Raw genomic sequence first — 19784 nt, forward strand, 5'->3', positions numbered from 1 at the left:
TTGTTTTTGTGCGACTCACTGACGGTAGAGGATACCGTAACAGTTGCAAAGTGTACGGGAACAGATTGCAGAATAGTCGACAATACAGTTGCGTTGGCAGCTGTTGGGGGCCGCGGTGCCGGCCCCCGCTGCAATCGGTCAACGCGCCGGCGCGAGCTTGCCTTTGTCGTCAGAGAAGACGATCTCGACCCGACGGTTCTGCGCCCTGCCCCGCTCCGAGGCATTGGCCTCGATCGGGTATTGGTCGCCATAGCCTTCCACCGTCAGGCGTTTCTCGTCGATCCCAAGGTCGACCAGCATGTCGGCCACCGCCTGGGCGCGATCACGGGACAACGTGAGGTTGTCCTCCGGCGTGCCCGTGCTGTCGGTGTAGCCTTCGATACGCACCACACGACGGGGATTGAGCTGCAGAAACTGCACCAGCTTGAGCACGGTGCGGCTGGCCGAGTTCTTCAGGTCGGCACGACCGGTATCGAACAGCACATCACCCAGGGTCATCACCAGGCCGCGATCAGCCTGCTCCGAAGCCAATGCGGCGATCTGCGTCTCAACCCACTTGCCCTGCTGCTGCACACTCGCAAGCTTGGCCTCGCGCAACGCCAACTGCAGGCGCTGGCGCTCGAGGTCGAGCTTGGCCAAGCGTTCCTGGTTCAGCGCCAGCCTGGCGTGTTCACTGGCGATTTCGCTGTAACGCTGGCTCAGGTAAGCATAATGACGCACATCGCTGCCGGTGCCGACATAGCTGGACAAGCGTTCGGCACGGGCCAGCGACTCACCGGCGCGGATTACGTCGCGCGGTGCGCTGCGCAACACGTCAGAATCATCCTTGACCTTCTGGAAGGCGGCGGCTGCATCGTCCAGTGCCGAGGCGCTGCGCTGGCTGGCACACCCTTGCAAGCCGGCCGCCAGCGTCAGCAGCGCCAGCGCGGCGATTGGCTTGAAGCGCATCATGGCTGCACCTCCAGCTGCTTGCGCAGGCGTTTGACACGCGACTGCAGCAACTCGAGCTGCTCGTCACTTTTCTGGTTCAGCACGCGCGCCTCTGCAAGGCGCGCATCCAGTTCGGCCTGTTCGGCACGCATGCGGGCATCGCGGTAGTCTTCGGTGAGCATGTTGGTCTTGGCCCGGGCGAGCTTGTCTTCGGCAAGCTTCAGCTCCTCGACCTGATCGGTAGCGCCAACCGCCTTGGCCTGCTCCAGCGCCTGCTCGGAAATACGCATCTGCTCATTGGGCGCCGGGTCGTTGGCGCAGCCGGCCAGGCCGAGCATGGCCACGGCAAGGATCAGTGATTGGGTTTTCACGCACTCTTCCTACTGTTTGGGGGCGTCCGCCTGCACTTGCATCTGCGCTTTCCAGCGCTCGACATTACGTTGCAGCACGGCTTCGGACGCACCGGAGATCGGCAATTCTGTCAGTTTTTTCGCCAGTTGCCCACGCAACCAGGTGTCATTGCATGCCGAGTTATGCGAGACGGCCAGGTACAAGCCCGGCCGATCCACCGGCAGGCCTCGGGCGATCAGGTCATTGCTCATGCCCAGGCTCTGGGTCATGGCCATGCCCGAGTAGCGTCCAGCCAACACGTAGTCGACCTGGCCCAGCACCAGCTTCTGGAAAGCTTGTGTCAGGTTCTGCGCCGGCTCCAGCTTGAGCTGCGCCTTGGCGAATGCGCTGAATGCCGGCGTCAGGCGGGCCCGCTCCGACAGGCTACCCTGGTACCTGGCCAGGTCAGCAGGGCCATCGAAGTCCAGCTCGGCATCATGACGGGTCCAGACCAGGTACTCGTTGAGCTGCAAAGGCGGATGGATGTAGTCCAGCGCCGTGAGCTGCTCCACCTGCATCGGGGTATCGAGCAACAGGTCCATGCGTCCGCTACGCACTTCCTCCAGGGCCTGATCGCGCTTGCCGGCATTGAGCACGTCCACCTTGACGCCCAATTCGCCGGCCACCTGGCGCAACAGGTCGACATTGGCACCGATCAGGTGCTTGGGGTCTTTCGGGTCTTGCCAGGAGTAAGGCGGTGCGTCCGGGCTGCCGGTCGCCACCAGACGCTCACACTTGCCTGCTGCCATCGTCAGCGGCGACAACATCGCCATCGTGCACGCCAGCACCCTGCCCGCTTTGCGAAACGCCATCCTTCACTCCTTGCCCGCACAAAAAAGCCCGGCCCTCAGTACGAGGGCCGGGCTTCTTTATAAGTGAAGCAGGCGGATCAGACCAGCTTTTCCAGCTCTGGGACGGCTTCGAACAGGTCAGCGACCAGGCCGTAGTCAGCCACCTGGAAGATCGGCGCCTCTTCGTCCTTGTTGATCGCGACGATCACCTTGGAGTCCTTCATGCCGGCTAGGTGCTGGATCGCGCCGGAGATACCGACGGCGATGTACAGCTGCGGTGCAACGATTTTGCCGGTCTGGCCGACCTGCATGTCGTTGGGCACGAAGCCTGCGTCGACCGCGGCGCGCGAGGCACCGACGGCAGCGCCAAGCTTGTCGGCCAGGCTGTACAGGTGCTTGAAGTTGTCACCGTTGCCCATGCCACGGCCGCCGGAAACGACGATCTTGGCAGCGGTCAGCTCAGGGCGGTCGGACTTGGCCAGTTCTTCGCCGACGAAGGCAGAAATACCGGTGTTGTGGGCTGCACCCACCGCTTCGACAGTAGCCGAACCCCCTTCGGCAGCGACAGCGTCGAAGCCGGTGGTACGCACGGTGATGACCTTGACCGCAGCGCTCGATTGCACAGTGGCAATAGCGTTACCGGCATAGATCGGGCGCTTGAAGGTATCGGCAGCTTCGACCGAGATGATCTCGGAGATCTGGTCGACGTCCAGCAGCGCAGCAACACGCGGCAGGATGTTCTTGCCGTTGGTGGTGGCCGGGGCCAGCACGTGGCTGTAACCCTTGGCCAGCTCGACGATCAGCGGCGCAGCGTTCTCTGGCAGCAGGTGCGCGTAGGCCGCATTGTCGGCGACCAGCACCTTGGCGACACCCGCGATCTTGGCGGCGGATTCGGCGACGCCACCCACATTCTGGCCCGCGACCAGCACGTGGATATCACCACCGATCTTGGCAGCTGCGGCGACAGTGTTCAGGGTGGCCGGGGCTACGGCACCGTTCTCGTATTCAGCGACAACCAGGATAGTCATTTAGATTACCTTCGCCTCGTTCTTCAGTTTCTCGACCAGTTCAGCCACCGACTTGACCTTGATCCCGGCGCTGCGCGCAGCAGGCGCTTCGACCTTCAGGGTCTTGTTGGTGGAGGCGAGCGATACGCCCAGGGCATCTGGCGTAACGGTTTCCAGCGGCTTCTTCTTGGCCTTCATGATGTTCGGCAGCGACGCGTAGCGCGGCTCGTTCAGGCGCAGGTCGGTGGTGACAATCGCCGGCAGGTTCAGAGCAACGGTCTGCAGGCCGCCATCGATTTCACGCGTGACGTTGAGTTTGTCACCAGCGACTTCGACCTTCGAGGCGAAGGTGCCTTGGGCGAAGCCGGTCAACGCAGCCAGCATCTGGCCGGTCTGGTTGTTGTCGCTGTCGATGGCCTGCTTGCCGAGAATGACCAGCTGCGGCTGTTCTTTATCGACAACGGCCTTGAGCGCCTTGGCCACGGCCAGGGAGTTCAGTTCATCGGCGGCTTCGACCAGGATAGCGCGGTCGGCACCCAGTGCCAGGGCAGTACGCAGCTGCTCCTGGGCAGTGGTCGGGCCGACAGAGACGACGACGATTTCGCTCGCCACGCCCTTCTCTTTCAGGCGCACAGCTTCTTCCACAGCGATTTCGCAGAAGGGGTTCATGGACATCTTGACGTTTGCAAGGTCGACGCCGGAGTTGTCCGCTTTGACGCGAACCTTGACGTTGTAGTCGACCACTCGTTTGACAGCTACAAGAACCTTCATGGATTCCTCGTTACTCTCCGGTGAATAGATAGTCGCCTGGGGCCATGCCCGGCGATGCGCGTGGGTACAAGGGCACCTCTAAAAACGTTGCGGGAGGGGCAAAGTTAACGGTGACCGATAAGTCTTGTTCAGACTATCGCGGCAAATACCCGCGGGTCATTTCCTGTCGTGGCGTGTAAACTCCACTACAACCCGGGTTTGGCCCGAAAACCCTGCTCCACAGCTGGTCTTTAGAGGTGTACCTGCGCCCGGCGGTAAGCCTACGGCGAACGGTAAACCGCTCGTATCTTGACCGTAACACCCAATCCGGTCAATACGGCAAATCGGTCACCCTCCAGCCGCGCTCCTGTGATTTTACTGGCCTGCGGCAAATTCAAACAAACGTTTGTATTGGACCCGCCAAGTGGTGTAGATATAATGCGCGGCCAAGACAAAACGGTGTAGTCCATCCTCTGCGCTGCTACAGCCCCGCTCCCGTGAAGGGCGGCCGCGCAGGATCACCCCACACCCATAAGACAAAGCAACAGCATGAGCCTTGATGAGTAGGAGAGAACCAGTGGAACGCGAATACATGGAATTCGACGTGGTCATCGTCGGCGCCGGCCCGGCGGGCCTGTCCGCCGCCTGCCGCCTGAAGCAGAAGGCCGCCGAAGCCGGTAGCGAGATCAGCGTCTGCGTGGTCGAGAAAGGCTCCGAAGTCGGTGCCCACATCCTCTCCGGTGCGGTCTTCGAACCGCGCGCCCTGAACGAACTGTTCCCCGACTGGAAAGCACTGGGTGCGCCGCTGAACACCGAGGTCAAGCGCGACGACATCTATGTGCTCAAGGATGCCGGTAGCGCGACCAAGGTACCTGACCTGTTCGTGCCCAAGACCATGCACAACCAGGGCAACTACATCATCTCGCTGGGCAACCTGTGCCGCTGGCTGGCCCAGCAGGCCGAGAACCTTGGCGTGGAAATCTACCCAGGCTTCGCCGCCCAGGAAGCGCTGTTCGACGAAAACGGTGTGGTCCGCGGCATCGTCACCGGCGACCTGGGCGTTGACCGTGAAGGCAACCCCAAGCAAGGCCTGTATACGCCAGGCATGGAACTGCGCGCCAAGTACACCTTGTTCGCCGAAGGTTGCCGTGGCCATATCGGCAAGCAACTGATCAAGCGTTTCAACCTCGACAGCGAGTCCGATGCCCAGCACTACGGCATCGGCCTCAAGGAAATCTGGGAAATCGACCCGAGCAAGCACGAACAGGGCCTGGTGGTACACACCGCCGGTTGGCCACTGGACGTGATGAGCGCCGACAATACCGGCGGCTCGTTCCTTTATCATCTGGAAAACAACCAGGTGGTGGTCGGCCTGATCGTCGACCTGTCGTACACCAACCCCTACCTGTCGCCGTTCGACGAGTTCCAGCGGCTCAAGCACCACCCGGTGATCAAACAGTACCTTGAAGGCGGCAAACGCATCAGTTACGGCGCCCGGGCCATCTGCAAAGGTGGCTTGAACTCGTTGCCGAAGATGGTCTTCAATGGCGGCGCGCTGATTGGCTGCGACCTTGGCACCCTGAACTTCTCCAAGATCAAGGGCAGCCACACCGCGATGAAGTCCGGCATGCTGGCAGCCGACGCCGTGGCCGATGCACTGGTCGCCGGCAGCGAGGGCGGCGATGCACTCACCACTTATGTCGATGCCTTCAAGGCCAGCTGGCTGTATGAAGAGTTGTTCGCCAGCCGTAACTTTGGCCCGGCGCTGCACAAGTTCGGCCCGATCCTGGGCGGTGCGTTCAACTACATCGACCAGAACTGGTTCGCCGGCAAGCTGCCCTTCACCCTGCATGACACCAAGCCGGACTACGCCTGCCTCAAGCTGGCGGCCGATTCGAAAAAGATCGATTACCCGAAACCGGACGGCAAGCTCAGCTTCGACAAGCTCAGTTCGGTGTTCCTCTCCAGCACCAACCACGAAGAGGAACAACCCTGCCACCTGAAGCTGACCGACCCGAACGTGCCAATCGCCAGCAACCTACCGCTCTACGACGAGCCGGCGCAGCGTTACTGCCCGGCAGGCGTGTACGAAGTGGTTACCCAGGAAGATGGCAACAAGCGCTTCCAGATCAACGCGCAGAACTGCGTACACTGCAAGACCTGCGACATCAAGGACCCGGCCCAGAACATCACTTGGGTCACCCCTGAAGGCGCCGGCGGGCCGAACTACCCGAACATGTAAGCCCTGCCCCGCGCAACGACAAAGCCCCCAGGTCACAAGACCTCGGGGGCTTTTTCATGAGCCATGCAGCACGGTCAGGTTGACCCCGCCTGACGCCTGTAGCAAACCACCGCTTGGCCAGTGTCCAAGCCGTTCGAGTACATGCCCAGGCAAACGCCGCCGTCGAGCGGCAACGCCCGGAGGCATCGGCCTGCCGGGCGCCCCATCAGGATGCCGAGGTTGCCGGGCGCTGCGCCCTGCAGCCTGCATCACGGCGGCCATAATGCAGCGCCGTCATCAGCCCCACCAGGCCCATGATCAGGCAGAAGCCGACACATACCCAAGGACTCCAGGGCATCAGCGCAATCAACGCCAGCGGTGTGGTGCTGGCCCACAGTGCATAGGCGACGTTATAGGTAAAGGAAATACCCGATACCCGGATCTCGGCCGGGAACAACCCCACCATCACCGAGGGCACCACCCCCACCACACCACAGCTCAACCCTGCCACGGCATACGCCAGCCAGGTCAGGCCCCACTGCCCCACCAGGCTCGCATACAGCGCGCCAATGCCCAGTGGCAGCAGCAGGCTGTAGATCATCAGCGCACGCCAGGCCCCCAGGCGGTCGACCAGCAGCCCAGCCAGCACACAGCCAATGTTGAGAAAAATGATCCCCACACTGCTCAGGGCGAAGGTGTGCCCGGCCGACATGCCGAAACGTTGCTGCATCACGGTCGGGGTAATGACCACCAGCACCACAACCGCCGACGTCAGCACGCAGGTCAACAGCGCCGCGGGGAGCAGTGACCGCCGGTGCTCGCCCAGCACCCGCCGCAGCGGGAATGCCACAGGTTGCTCCTGACGTTGACGCAGCGCCAGGAACACCGGTGTTTCATTCAGCCAGCGGCGCAGCCACACACCAATCACACCAAATACCCCCCCGAGCAGGAACGGATAGCGCCAGGCGTAATCGAGAATTTCCTGGGCGGTAAACGCCTGGGCCAGCAGCGTCGCAGTCAGCGCGCCCAAAAGGTACCCAAAGGTCAGCCCCGCTTGCAGAAAGCCCAGGGCATACCCACGGCGCCCCTGCGGAGCGTGCTCAGCAACGAAGGTCCAGGCGCTTGGCACTTCACCGCCCACTGCAGCACCCTGCAGGATACGCAACGCCAGCAGCAACAACGGGGCTGCGTAACCGATCTGGGCATAGGTGGGCATCATGCCGATCAGCAGACACGGCAAGGCCATCATCAGAATGCTCAGGCTGAATACCCGCTTGCGCCCCAGGTGGTCGGCGAAGTGGGCCATGAGAATGCCGCCCAAAGGCCGCGCCAGGTAGCCGGTGACGAAGATGCCGAAGCTCTGTAACAGGCGCAGCCATTCGGGCATTTGCGGGGGGAAGAACAACTGGCTGAGGGTCAGGGCGAAGAACACGAAGATGATGAAATCGTAGATTTCCAGCGCACCACCCAGTGCCGCCAGGCCCAGGGTCCGATGGTCACCGCGGCTGAACCGGGGCGGGGGAGCGGTATCGATGGCAGTCATGGAAGAGCCCACAAATCGGCAAAGGGCAAGAGGATAACAAATACCCGCCGCCTTGCCCTGCCCCGGCTAGCGGCTGAACACCGTCTGGCCGAAGTTCTTGCGCTGGTATGCTGGCGGCCCGCTGCCCGCGACGCCCGGGGGCAAGGCGATCTTGCCAACCAGCACCGGCCCATCGATGATCGCCATGAACGACTCCAGCGCCTCGTTATCAGGCACCTGCGGCAGGCTGACGCTCACGGCCTGGCGCTCGGTCTGCGGCACCGTGGGTACTTTCAGCTGCCGGGAGTGGTACAACAGCGCATGTTGGATCTGCGTGCTGACCCGGCAAAAACGGGCCAGGTCGACACCTGCATGGCTGGCCAGCTCGATATTGCCAATCAGCAGGTTGAACGGTTGCAGCGCGCAATGTACCAGGCGCTGGAGCTCCTCGAAGCTCTCCACGGGCGCGATCCGGTAATAGCCCAGACCATTGAGCAGTCTCTCCAGCTGCAGGCGCTGAGACGGATGCTCGTCGGCAATCAGGATGCGCAGGGTCTTGTTTGGCATTGTCGGACCTGGGCAGTCGGGTGAATAGGGGCACGCTCCCTGACCAAACTGCGCCAGTAACAGGCAACCGCCAGGGCTGTGCCTGGAGGGGTCAATCTAGATAGTTGTCGGGAAACACCTAGAAATCAAGTGGCCAGCACACAGAATTTTCACTGGCGGTTTACCACTTTTTCAAGATTCCCATTGGCGCATGCGCACGCGGCAATGCTTCATGGCGTTGACGATGTGCTTTTCCACCAGACAGCGGGAGATGCCCAGGCGCTCGGCAATCTGCTGATGCGACAGGCCTTCGAGCTTGCGCAGCAGGAAGCTTTCGCGGCAGGGTTTGGCCAGCTCGTCCAGGGCTTTCGTCATCAGCGCCAGGCGCTGGTCAAGCTGCAGATCCTGCTGCAGCTCGGCGCTGTGCAAACGCCCATCCTCATCGAGTACGTCCAGCGGCTCGGCCCGACGCACCAGCAGGCGCCGGTGCCGGTCGACCACCAGGTTGAGCGCAGTGCGGTACAAAAATGCTCGGGGGTGGGTGATCTGCTTGTCGTCGGCGCACTCGAGCACCCGCACATAGGCATCGTGGGCAACGTCCTCGGCCGCCTGACGGCTGCCCAGGCGCGCGGAGAGAAAACTCACCAGTTCGCGATAGTAACGTTCCACAACAACACCTGAGATCGCCTTGCAACCCCGCAGTGCGGGGGCGGGACAGAGTGATAGCAGCGTCGAATACTACAAACTATAACCATTCTCAGCAACACGTTGCCCCCACGCCGCTGGGGCTAAATCCGTCGCCCCTGCCTTCGTTTACTTGGCACCTCCCTGCGCGCCACGAGTGGCAGCGCGTGGCCGTTCCCCCTGGCTGGAAGCCCCCATGAGCCGTTTAACCCACCCCCGCCGCCCGTTCATTCTTGCCGGCCTGGGCCTGCTGAGCGTGGGCTGCCTGCTAGCCTGGCAGCGCCTGCCCTTGGGTGCGCACCCGACCAGCACCGTCACGGTGACCCGAAGCGACATCGAAAGCAGCGTCACAGCCTTGGGAACGTTGCAACCCCGACGTTATGTGGATGTGGGCGCCCAGGCATCCGGGCAGATCCGCAAACTGCATGTTGAAGCGGGCGACCCGGTGCGCAAGGGCCAACTGCTGGTCGAGATCGACCCTTCCACCCAACAGGCGCGGCTTGATGCCGGGCGGTTCTCGATCGATAACCTCAAGGCCCAGCTAGCCGAACAGCGCGCGCAGTTCCAACTCGCCAGTCACCAGCTCAAGCGCCAGCGTGACCTGGCCGCCGCTGGCGCCACGCGTGACGAGGACGTGCAAGCTGCCCAAGCACAGCTCAAGGTCACCCAGGCACGCATCGACATGTTCCAGGCCCAGATTCGCCAGGCCCAGGCCAGCCTGCGCAGCGACGAAGCCGAGCTGGGCTATACCCGCATCTACGCCCCCATGGACGGTACGGTGGTGGCCGTCGATGCTCGAGAAGGCCAGACCCTCAACGCCCAGCAACGCACCCCCTTGATCCTGCGCATCGCCAGGCTCTCGCCCATGACGGTCTGGGCACAGGTCTCCGAAGCCGACATCGGCAAGGTAAAACCCGGCATGACCGCCTATTTCACCACGCTGGCCGGCGGCAAGCGGCGTTGGAGCAGCACCGTGCGGCAGATCCTGCCGATCCCGCCCAAACCTTTGGAAGAAGCCAGCCAAGGCGGCGGCAGCCCTGCCAGCGCAGGCAGCACCGGCAGCCATGTGGTGCAGTACACCGTGCTGCTCGATGTGGAAAACCCCGATGGTGCGTTGATGGCCGACATGACCACGCAGGTGTTCTTTGTCGCCGGGCAAGCCAGCCAGGTGCTGACCGTGCCTCTGGCCGCGCTGGATGGCGACGATGGCCAGCACGTGGCACGCGTGCTCGATCAGCACGGCAAGGTGGTGCAGCGCCAGGTTCGCACCGGGCTCAGTGATCGCCTGCGCGTTCAGGTGCTCGACGGCCTCAGCGAAGGCGAGCAGCTACTGATCGGCGCTCCCAGCGCCAGTGGAGGTTGAATGACTGCGCCGCTGATCGAACTGGTCGATATCCGCAAGTCATACGGTGGTGTGGACACACCGAAGGTCGAGGTGCTGCAGGGCATCAGCCTGAGCATCCATCCCGGCGAGTTCGTCGCCATCGTTGGCGCCTCCGGCTCAGGCAAATCGACCCTGATGAACATCCTGGGCTGCCTGGATCGCCCTACCTCGGGCAGCTACCACTTCGCCGGCAAGGACGTTGCTGACCTGAGCAGCGACGAACTGGCCTGGCTACGTCGCGAAGCGTTCGGCTTCGTGTTCCAGGGGTACCATCTGATTGCCTCAGGCTCGGCCCAGGAGAATGTCGAAATGCCGGCCATCTATGCCGGCACCCCCGCCACCGAGCGCCATGCCCGCGCCGCCACCCTGCTGGCACGTCTGGGGCTGTCCAGCCGTAGCGGCAACCGCCCGCACCAGTTGTCGGGCGGCCAGCAACAGCGGGTCTCGATCGCCCGTGCGCTGATGAACGGGGGCCACATCATCCTTGCCGACGAACCCACCGGCGCGCTCGACAGCCACAGCGGGACCGAGGTCATGGCCCTGCTCGACGAACTGGCTGGCCAGGGCCATGTGATCATTCTCATCACCCACGATCGCCAGGTGGCGGCACGGGCGCAGCGGGTGATCGAGATTCGCGATGGCCTGATGATCAGCGACACCCCCACCCACCAAGCGCCCGCCGCGCCACGCCAGGCTTTGCAAGCCGGCGACTTGCGCCAGCGTCTGGATCGCGGTGCTACCCTGCGCGGTGCGTGGAAAGGAGAACTGCTCGAAAGCCTGCAAGCAGCCTGGCGCGTAATGTGGGTCAACCGCTTTCGCACCGCCCTGACCCTGCTCGGCATCATCATCGGGGTGGCATCAGTGGTGGTCATGCTTGCCGTGGGCGAAGGCAGCAAACGCCAGGTGATGGCGCAGATGGCCGCGTTTGGCGCCAACATCCTCTACCTCAACGGCAAGCCGGCAACGTTGGGCGAACCCGCCGGGACCATTACCCTGGACGATGTCGCCGCCATTGGCCAGTTACCGCAGGTCAAGCAGATCATGCCAGTCCTGGGTGACAAGGTCATGGTGCGCCACGGCAACAACAGCCAGCGCTTCTATGTGGGCGGCAACAACACCTGGTTCCCGCAGATATTCAACTGGCCAGCGGTAGAGGGCGCGTTTTTCACCGAAACCGACGAAGCCAACGGCGCAGCCGTGGCGGTCATCGGCCAGAAAGTACGGGAAACGTTGCTGGAGCCCGGTCGCGATCCCATCGGGCAATACATCCTGATCGGCAACGTCCCTTTCCAGGTCGTCGGCATCCTCGCCGGTAAGGGCGCAAGTTCCGGTGACCAGGACGCCGACGGGCGGATCGTCGTGCCCTACTCGGCGGCGGCGGTCCGCCTGTTCGGGCAGCGTGACCCTGATTACATCACCGTTGCGGCCCTCGACTCGACCAGGGTCGATGAAACCGAAGCCGCCATCGACCACCTGCTGCGACAGCGCCACCAGGGCCGCCATGACTTCGAACTGACCAACGCCGCCGCGCTGATTCAGGCCGAGGCGCGCACCCAGAACAGCCTGTCGCTGATGCTAGGGGCAATTGCGGCCATCTCTCTGCTGGTAGGCGGCATCGGCGTGATGAACATTATGCTCATGACGGTCCGTGAACGTACCCGCGAGATAGGCATACGCATGGCCACTGGCGCACGGCAGCGCGACATCCTGCGCCAGTTCCTCAGCGAGGCGGTCATGCTGTCGATGGTCGGCGGCCTGGCCGGCATCGCCTTGGCCCTGCTCATCGGCGCGGGCCTGATGCTGGCCGACGTGGCCGTGGCCTTCGCCCTGTCGGCCATGCTCGGCGCCTTTTCCTGCGCAGTTCTCACCGGCATCGTGTTCGGCTTCATGCCGGCGTGCAAAGCCTCCCGACTCGACCCGGTCAAAGCACTCACCAGCGAATAGCCCATGACATTGCCAAGCCGCATCAGCCTGTTGTTTCTGAGCCTGGGCCTCACCGCCTGCAGCTTGCCGACCGCCCCGCAAAGCGGCATCACTGCGCCCTCCACCTGGCAAGGCGAAACCGCCCAGGCCAGCGCACCCTCGGCCCAGTGGTGGCACGCCTTCGCCAGCCGCGAACTGGACCGTCTGGTGGCGCGTGCCCAACGCAATGCCCATGACCTTGGTGCAGCGACCGCCCGGGTGCGCCAGGCCCAGGCCCGGGCCGTGATCGCCGGCGCACCTTTGTTGCCGGAACTGCAGTTGGGCCTTGAGGGTAGCCGCCAACGCCTGCTGCATGGTGAAGGCAATGATCAGCTGGACGTCAGCACCTATGAGCGAACGAGCACCTCGTTCGGCCTGCAACTTACCGCCAGCTATGAAATCGACTTCTGGGGTGGCCTGCGCGCAGCCCGGGCAAGTGCCTTGCACGGCCTTGATGCCAGCCGTTTCGAGCGCCAGACGGTCGAGCTGACCCTGGTCAGCAGCGTTGCCAACAGCTACCTGCAAGGCCTGGCCCTGGAAGAGCAACTGCGCATCGCCCGCCTTAACCTGCGCAACGCACGCGATGTGCTGGGCCTGGTCGAGAGCCGCCAGCGCGCAGGCTCCGCTACTCGCCTGGAGCTGGCCCAGCAGCGCAGCCTGGTGGCGGCCCAGGAACGGCAGTTGCCGTTGCTCGAACAGAAGCGCCAAGACAACCGCATCACCTTGGCCACCCTGCTGGGCGACCCGGTACAGGCGTTGCCGGCCAGCCCCGAAGCGATCGATGCGCTGCACTGGCCACGCACAGGCAGCGGCCTACCCAGCGAACTGCTCACCCGGCGCCCGGATATCGCCGCCGCCGAAGCACGCCTGGCCGCGGCCAACGCCAATGTGCAAGTGGCCAGGGCCGCGCTGCTACCAAAACTGACCTTGGGCGCCAATGTGGGCACGGGGGCAAGCACCTTCGCCGAGGTGTTCAACAGCGCCTATTACACCCTTACCGCGGGCCTTGTCGCGCCGGTGTTCAACAATGGTCGGCTGCGCGCATCGCGGGACTTGGCCGAAGCCGAGCAGGACGAACTGCTGGAAACCTACCGCAGCAGCATCATTGCAGGCTTCGCCGACGTCGAAAAGGCACTCAACGCCCTCCACGGCGTGGCAGTGCAGTGGCAGTGGCAGGCCCAGGAGGTCGAGCACGCACGCACCGCCTTCGACTTCGCTCAACAACGCTACGCGGCGGGTGCAGAAACCTTGTTGAGCGTGCTTGAAACGCAGCGCACCCTATACCTTGCACAGGATCAGCAGGCGCAACTGCGCCTTGCCCGCCTGCAAGGCAGTGTGGCGCTGTACAAGGCCCTGGGGGGAGGCTGGCAGGTGGAGCACTGAGCCGTGGCAGGCCATGAAGGTAATTTGCAGCGGCACCGGCTCGTTCCTCAAGAAAGCCGTTTGCAAGAGGACTTCCGCATGTCCAGCTCCGCCAGCATGATAAAGGCATGCCAGCAAGGCCTACGCCGCCTGATTTCAGGCCGTTCACCGGCCACCAGCGCCTACCGCGTCTTCGACCTGATGCTCGCCCGGCGTATCTGCCTGGGCCCATCGCTCGCTCGCCTGGTGTTTACCGGCCCGGATATCGAAGCAATGCACACCCTGGCGCCCGACCAACGGGTCAAGCTTTTCTTCCCCGCCCCTGACGGCTCGTTGCCTGTCCTGCCCCAGGACGCTCACTGGAAAGCCGCGCACACTGCGCTGCCAGCAGCCCAGCGCCCGCCCATGCGCACCTACACCATCCGTGCGTTGCGGCGGGAAACCCTGGAGGTCGATGTGGATTTCGTTCTGCATGGCGTCAGCGGCCCCGCATCGGCCTGGGCTACCCATGCCCAGGTCGGCGATAGGCTGCAGATGGTCGCGCCAAACCTGGCCTTCAATGACGATCCAGGCGGTTACGCGTGGAAGCCCCCTGCCGGGGTCCGCTCTGTATTGCTGGTGGGTGACGAGACGGCACTGCCCGCCATCGCCGGCATTCTCGAACAGCAGGCCGACACCCAGCCTACGCTGGCCATCGAGGCATTCATCGAGGTGCCCCTGGAGGCAGACTGCCTGCCCCTGCGCCACGGCGCGGCCACCCGCCTGCACTGGTTACCCCGTGAACTGCTGCGCTGCAGCCATGGCCAGGCCATGCAACATGCCGTACGCGAACTGGCACTGCTGCCGCAGGGGCACGACGCGGCCGGCCTGCAGCTTGAAGACGTGGACATCGACAAGCGCATTCTCTGGGAGCAGGCGAGCAGCGCCAGCAGTGGCTTCTATGCCTGGGTGGCAGGGGAATCGGCGGCTGTGATGGACATTCGCCGCTACCTGATCAAGGCGCGCGGGCTGCCGCGCGATTGCCTGACATTGATGGGGTACTGGCGGGCCGGGCGCACCCTTGACTGATTCGGTAAAGGGGCCGCCATGCGGCCCCTCTGCCTTCAGTTGGCGATGGCAGCCGCCACTGCATCGGCAAAGCGCTGCGCCACGTCGTCGATCTGTTGCGCGCTGATGATCAACGGCGGCAGAAAGCGCACCACCGCACCATAGCGCCCACCCAGTTCGAGAATCAGGCCACGCTTGAGGCATTCACGCTGCACCCTGGGCGCCAGCTCGCGGTTGGCCGGTGGATGGCCCAGTGCATCAGGCTGGCCTTGCGGCTCTACCAGCTCTACCCCGAGCATCAGGCCACGGCCACGGATATCGCCCAACTGCGGGTAATCCTTCTGCAGCAGAGTCAGGTGACCACGCAAGCGCTGGCCCATGGCCTCGGCATGCTCGGCCAGGCGGTGTTCGACCAGGTAATTGATCACCGCAGACCCTGCAGCCATGGCCATCTGGTTGCCGCGGAAGGTGCCGGCATGGGCGCCTGGCTTCCAGGTGTCGAGCCAGTCGCGATAGACCACCACCGCCAGCGGCAGGCTACCGCCAATAGCCTTGGACAGGGTGACCACATCCGGCACGATGCCCGCGTGCTCGAAGGCGAACATGCGCCCGGTACGGGCGAAACCGCTCTGGATCTCGTCGACGATCAGCGCCACGCCAGCTTGTTCGGTGATACGGCGCACGCCCTGGAGCCACTGGATATCGGCGGGAATCACCCCACCTTCGCCCTGTACCACTTCCAGGATCACCGCTGCCGGCAGCGGCACGCCGCCTTCAGGGTCGAGCAGCAGGTTTTCCAGGTAATGCAGGTTGGCCTTGACCCCGGCCTCGCCACCCAGGCCAAACGGGCAACGGTAATCGTAAGGGTACGGCATGAACTGCACACCGTTGCCGAGCAAGGCGCCCAGCGGCTGCTTGGGGCCGTGGCTGCCCATCAGGCTGAGCGCGCCCTGGCTCATGCCATGGTAGGCACCCTGAAACGCCAGCACGGTGCTGCGCCCGGTGGCACTGCGCACCAGCTTGAGCGCCGCTTCCACCGCGTCGGTGCCGGTCGGGCCGCAGAACTGCACCTTGGCCTCACGGCGCAGCGCTTCTGGCAGCACACCGAACAGGTCCTGGACAAAGCGGTCCTTGACCGGTGTGGTCAGGTCGAGGGTATGCAGCGGCAGTTCATCGGCCAGCACACGCTGGATCGCTTCGATCACCACCGGGTGGTTATGGCCCAGGGCGAGAGTCCCTGCACCGGCCAGGCAATCGATGAACTGACGGCCTTCGACATCCTCGACATGAATGCCACGGGCGCGCTTGAGCGCCAGCGGGATGCGCCGCGGGTAGCTGCGGGCGTTGGACTCCTGGTGCTGCTGGCGTTGCAGCAACGGCGACTCGTTGAACTCGTACAACGGTTGCGGCGCGTTGGCCGGCAGGACCTGGGCAAGGCTGGAAGCGGTCGACATGGGGTAAATCCTCGCAAGCAAGCGAATGTGCGGGTGGTTATCGCTTGGAAAACGCTTGGCCGCAGGGAGGATTTAGCGCTTGCTGTTGGATTTTTGCGGCTCAGGTACCCGATCGCGCCGGCACTTGCAGCAACACCCGCAACCCATCACTGCGGCTGTCGAACCTCAGGTTCCCGGCACAGCGCTGCACGATGGCCTGAACGATTGCCAGCCCCAGGCCACAGCCACCGCTTTGCCCATTGCGCCAGAAGCGCTCGGTCAGGTGCTGCAAGTCGCCCTCGGCAATGCCTGGCCCATGGTCACGGACCATGAACCCCACCTGACCATCGGCCATCTGCACCTCCAGCTCCACCTCGGTATCACCGCCGTGGCGCAGGGCGTTGTCCAGCAGGTTGCGCAAGGCCGCCACCGCCAGCGGCGCAGGCATGCCGAGGTAGATGCGGGTCGCCTCCTCGGGCAGGCGCAGAACGATGCGTCGGTTGTCACCGCCACCGGCATCCTGCACCGCCTGGCGGGCAACCTGTTCGGCGCTGCACTGCACCCCGTCCTCGAACGACAGGCTGCCCTCCACCCGCGCCAGCATCAGCAACTGTTCCAAGGTCCGATGCATGCGATCGGCGCCCTGCTCGGCGTGCTCAAGCGCCTGCTCGCGCACGGTACCGTCGGTCATCCGTGCCACCTGCAGGTGGGTCTTGATGGCCGTCAGCGGGCTGCGCAGCTCATGGGCGGCGTCGTCCGTCAGGCGCCGCTCACGCTCGATGGTCTGGGCAATCCGCAGGAACAGCTGGTTCTGGGTATCCAGCAGCGGTTGCAGTTCGCTGGGCAACCCCGCCACCTGCAAGGGCTCGACACTGTCTGCACGCCTTCGGCGCAGGGCGTCACGCATGCGATTGAGCGGTTCCAGGCCTTTCCCCAGGCCGATCCAGAGCAACCCGAGGCTGCCCAGCAAGGCCATCAGCACCGGCGCCGACGCGGCCAACAGAATCGACTGGTTCAGTGCCTCGCGCTCCATGTGTCGGTCGGCAGTGGTGATGCGCACGTCACCGTGGTTGTAGGTGAAGGTGCGCCATAGCGCGCCATCGATGGTCTGGTCGCGAAAGCCGCTGCGTTCGTCATCCATGGCACCTTCATGCTTGTGGTTGCTGGCGAGGATTTCACCCCGCAGCGAACTCACCTGGCAGGCCATGCCGTCGGGCACGCTGAACTGATCGGCGGAGAAGTGCGCGTCCTCGCCCTTGGCGGTCAACGGTTGCGGCAACTGGTCAACCAGCCCGGCGACCATCCGCGCCGATGCCACCAGGCGCTGGTCGAGGGAGAACATCATCTGCTGGCGCAGGTCGCGCAACATCCACGCAGCCGCCAGCACCCAGATGATGACGAAGGCGCTACCAAGGATCAGGCTCAAGCGCACCCGCAGGCTCATGATGCCGCTTCCTCCGACGCCTGCGCCGGCCCCAGGCGATAGCCCAGGCCGCGCACGGTCTCGACGATGCTGTTGCCTAACTTGCGGCGCAAATGGTGGATATGCACGTTGAGCGCGTTGCTTTCGACTTCGTCGCTGAAGCCGTACACGCAGTCCTTGAGCTGCTCGCTGGAGAGCACCCGCCCGGGGTTTTGCAGCAGGGCCTGGAGCAAGGCCTGTTCACGCCGCGACAAGTCCACCGGCTTACCGCCCAGGGTCGCTTCGCAACTGCTCGGGTCATAGCGTAGCGGGCCATGCTCGATCACGTTCACCGCCCGCCCTGCGACCCGACGCAGCAACGTGTGCAAGCGCGCGGCCAGTTCACGCAAGTCGAACGGTTTGAGCAGATAGTCGTCGGCACCGGCCTGCAGGCCATCCACCCGATCGGTGACCGCGTCGCGCGCGGTGAGCACCAGCACCGGCAGGTCCACGCCCTGCTGACGCAGGCGGCGCAGGAGCTTGAGGCCGTCTTCATCAGGCAGGCCGAGGTCGAGAATCATCACATCGAACTGCGCTGCCTGAAGCATGGCCCGCGCACCGGCGGCGTTGGCCACACGGTCGACGGTCAGGCCCTGGGCGGCAAGGCCGGCGCAGATGCCGCTGGCGATCAGGTCGTCGTCCTCGCAGAGCAGAACGTGCATGGTGGGGGCTCCCGGAATGGTGTGGCTGGCATTGCACTACTGGGGGATTAAGGGGGGATTATGGGCCCTTTCTTGCCACCAGTGGGCATCACACTCACGGGCGTAACGCGTCAGGCCTGTCGACATCCTGCAGCACCCCGGCATCCTCCACCTGCAGCCTGACGCAACAGGCCGGGTGTGCCTGTACCAGCGAACGCGCACCTTCATCGCCCGTCAGGCGTGCCAGCGCAGGCCAGAAATCACGCCCGAACAGCACAGGATGGCCGGGTTGCCCGCCATGACAAGGCAGGACGATGGTCGATGCGCCGGCCTCGGCGGCAAGCTTTCGAAGGGTGGCGGGTGCAATCCAAGGCATATCGCCCAACAGAATCGCCACCGCTTGCGCTTCGCTGTCCAGCAGCGAGGCGGCACCCGCCGCCAGGCTATGGCCCAAGCCCAGGGCAAAATCCGGGTTGGAGATGACTCGGCATTGCGCTGGCAAGCCCAGGTCCTCGCCCTGCTCCCCTTCGCGCAACACCACCCGCACGTCATCGAACGCCGTGCAGGCACGCTCGACGCTATGCACCAGCAAGCTGCGGCCGTCCGGCAGGGCAGCACGGCGCTTGTCACGGCCAAAACGCACACTGCTGCCTGCCGCCAACACCAGCGCGACCACGCTCACAGCGCCGCCCGGGCGATGCCATTGCGCATGCGCAAAATGTCCGCCAGCACCGCCAGGGCGATCTCCGCCGGCGTCTTGCTGCCCAGGTTCAGCCCAATCGGCGCATGGATGCGCGCCAGTTCGTCGTCGCCCAGGCCGCCAATACGGTGCAGGCGTTCACGGCGTTTGTCGGAAGTGGCCCTTGAGCCCATCACACCGATGTAGAACGCATCGGTATGGACCGCCTCGAGCATGGCGAGGTCGTCGATTTTCGGGTCGTGTGTCAGTGCAACGACCGCCGTGTCGGCATGGCAACCGCCGTTGGCGATGAATACCGATGGCAGTTCGCGGCGCACCTCGATGCCGTCCAGGACCACGCCTTCGAGCACCTCGTCGCGTGGGTCGCAAAGGATGACTTCAAAGCCCATACCCTTGCCAAACTCGGCGCAGAAATGCGCAACACTGGAATACCCGGCCAACAGCAAGCGCTGGGCGGCCCCCACGCGAATGCGCACGCAACCGCCTTCACGTTCCACCCGCGGGCCGTGGGCAGCATCACTGGCGAGGCGGCGCAGCCCGTGTGGCAGGCTCACCTCGCGCAGCAACCGACGCTGCCCTTGCAGGGCGCCCTGCAGCTCGCGCAGGTGCGCCTGCACCTCGCAGCCTGCCGCCAGATTTTCCACCAGCACCTCAAGCACGCCACCACAGGGCAGGCGAATGTTCGAGCGCGGGTCGCTGCCGTCGCCGTAGCGCACGATGACAACGGGTTCGGGGAATTCGCCCCGGGCCACACGTTCGAGGAAGTCCTCCTCGACGCAGCCACCTGACAACGACCCCACCCACTGCCCGGCATCGTTCACCGCCAGCAACGAGCCCGGCGCACGGGGCGCCGAACCGTAGGTGGCGAGGACCGTGCATAACCATACCCGCTGGCCGCTGCATGACCACTGCAACGCCTGGCGTACGACCTGCAGATCAAGATGCTGCACGG

Annotated in this window: 18 protein-coding genes; 5 read left to right on the forward strand and 13 right to left on the reverse strand. The window is 64.2% G+C overall.

The genetic code is table 11. The features are described from left to right. Positions 1-138 precede the first annotated feature (138 nt). The 5 genes from APH34_RS04200 to APH34_RS04220 form a co-directional block, all read right to left on the reverse strand. A complete protein-coding gene (locus APH34_RS04200) occupies positions 139-951 on the reverse strand; it encodes an OmpA family protein (RefSeq protein WP_054899924.1) in 813 nt (270 codons plus the stop codon). After that, positions 948-1301, reverse strand: a complete 354-nt coding sequence (locus APH34_RS04205; RefSeq protein WP_054899925.1) for a DUF4398 domain-containing protein — start codon at positions 1299-1301, stop codon at positions 948-950. Before APH34_RS04205 ends, APH34_RS04200 begins: the two co-directional genes overlap by 4 nt. A 9-nt stretch (positions 1302-1310) precedes the next feature. Continuing rightward, complete coding sequence (locus APH34_RS04210) at positions 1311-2132, reverse strand: ABC transporter substrate-binding protein (RefSeq protein WP_054899926.1); 822 nt, start codon at positions 2130-2132, stop codon at positions 1311-1313. 77 nt (positions 2133-2209) lie between these two features. Further along, positions 2210-3139 (reverse strand): electron transfer flavoprotein subunit alpha/FixB family protein, encoded by a 930-nt coding sequence (locus APH34_RS04215; protein ID WP_054899927.1) that lies wholly within the window; start codon positions 3137-3139, stop codon positions 2210-2212. Further along, positions 3140-3889: an electron transfer flavoprotein subunit beta/FixA family protein gene (locus APH34_RS04220; protein ID WP_025339979.1), complete on the reverse strand. Its 750-nt coding sequence runs from the start codon at positions 3887-3889 to the stop codon at positions 3140-3142. 556 nt (positions 3890-4445) lie between these two features. Between APH34_RS04220 and APH34_RS04225 the strand changes: the two genes are divergently transcribed. Then, positions 4446-6110 carry an electron transfer flavoprotein-ubiquinone oxidoreductase gene (locus tag APH34_RS04225; protein ID WP_054899928.1) on the forward strand — a complete coding sequence of 555 codons (1665 nt, stop codon included), beginning with the start codon at positions 4446-4448 and terminating at the stop codon, positions 6108-6110. A 205-nt stretch (positions 6111-6315) separates the two neighbouring features. Here the strand turns inward: APH34_RS04225 and APH34_RS04230 are convergent, their stop codons facing one another. The 3 genes from APH34_RS04230 to APH34_RS04240 form a co-directional block, all read right to left on the reverse strand. Continuing rightward, complete coding sequence (locus APH34_RS04230; RefSeq protein ID WP_054899929.1) at positions 6316-7632, reverse strand: MFS transporter; 1317 nt, start codon at positions 7630-7632, stop codon at positions 6316-6318. Positions 7633-7698: 66 nt separating this feature from the next. Beyond that, on the reverse strand, positions 7699-8178 hold the full coding sequence (locus APH34_RS04235) for a response regulator (protein WP_054899930.1): 480 nt from the start codon (positions 8176-8178) through the stop codon (positions 7699-7701). 171 nt (positions 8179-8349) lie between these two features. After that, positions 8350-8826 carry a sigma-70 family RNA polymerase sigma factor gene (locus tag APH34_RS04240; protein ID WP_054899931.1) on the reverse strand — a complete coding sequence of 159 codons (477 nt, stop codon included), beginning with the start codon at positions 8824-8826 and terminating at the stop codon, positions 8350-8352. 211 nt (positions 8827-9037) lie between these two features. Here APH34_RS04240 and APH34_RS04245 point away from each other — a divergent pair, with 211 nt between their 5' ends. The 4 genes from APH34_RS04245 (at position 9038) to APH34_RS04260 (ending at position 14617) form a co-directional block, all read left to right on the forward strand. Further along, on the forward strand, positions 9038-10204 hold the full coding sequence (locus APH34_RS04245; protein WP_054899932.1) for an efflux RND transporter periplasmic adaptor subunit: 1167 nt from the start codon (positions 9038-9040) through the stop codon (positions 10202-10204). After that, complete coding sequence (locus tag APH34_RS04250) at positions 10205-12169, forward strand: MacB family efflux pump subunit (RefSeq protein ID WP_054899933.1); 1965 nt, start codon at positions 10205-10207, stop codon at positions 12167-12169. A gap of 3 nt (positions 12170-12172) precedes the next feature. Next, a complete protein-coding gene (locus tag APH34_RS04255) occupies positions 12173-13570 on the forward strand; it encodes an efflux transporter outer membrane subunit (protein WP_054899934.1) in 1398 nt (465 codons plus the stop codon). Between the two features lie 78 nt (positions 13571-13648). Continuing rightward, complete coding sequence (locus tag APH34_RS04260) at positions 13649-14617, forward strand: siderophore-interacting protein (RefSeq protein ID WP_054899935.1); 969 nt, start codon at positions 13649-13651, stop codon at positions 14615-14617. A gap of 35 nt (positions 14618-14652) precedes the next feature. Here the strand turns inward: APH34_RS04260 and APH34_RS04265 are convergent, their stop codons facing one another. The 5 genes from APH34_RS04265 to APH34_RS04285 form a co-directional block, all read right to left on the reverse strand. Then, positions 14653-16050 carry an aspartate aminotransferase family protein gene (locus tag APH34_RS04265; RefSeq protein ID WP_054899936.1) on the reverse strand — a complete coding sequence of 466 codons (1398 nt, stop codon included), beginning with the start codon at positions 16048-16050 and terminating at the stop codon, positions 14653-14655. A gap of 100 nt (positions 16051-16150) precedes the next feature. Continuing rightward, the gene (locus tag APH34_RS04270; RefSeq protein WP_054899937.1) at positions 16151-17473 is read right to left on the reverse strand and encodes an ATP-binding protein; all 1323 of its coding nucleotides are present in this window, start codon (positions 17471-17473) and stop codon (positions 16151-16153) included. Further along, a complete protein-coding gene (locus APH34_RS04275; protein WP_054899938.1) occupies positions 17470-18153 on the reverse strand; it encodes a response regulator transcription factor in 684 nt (227 codons plus the stop codon). Before APH34_RS04275 ends, APH34_RS04270 begins: the two co-directional genes overlap by 4 nt. Before the next feature lie 94 nt (positions 18154-18247). Then, positions 18248-18814, reverse strand: a complete 567-nt coding sequence (locus tag APH34_RS04280) for an NTP transferase domain-containing protein (protein ID WP_054899939.1) — start codon at positions 18812-18814, stop codon at positions 18248-18250. Beyond that, complete coding sequence (locus APH34_RS04285; RefSeq protein ID WP_054899940.1) at positions 18811-19782, reverse strand: XdhC family protein; 972 nt, start codon at positions 19780-19782, stop codon at positions 18811-18813. The genes APH34_RS04280 and APH34_RS04285 overlap by 4 nt, the downstream gene beginning before the upstream one ends. Positions 19783-19784 lie beyond the last annotated feature (2 nt).

The organism is Pseudomonas sp. NBRC 111131, from assembly GCF_001320525.1.
Taxonomy (GTDB): domain Bacteria; phylum Pseudomonadota; class Gammaproteobacteria; order Pseudomonadales; family Pseudomonadaceae; genus Aquipseudomonas; species Aquipseudomonas ceruminis.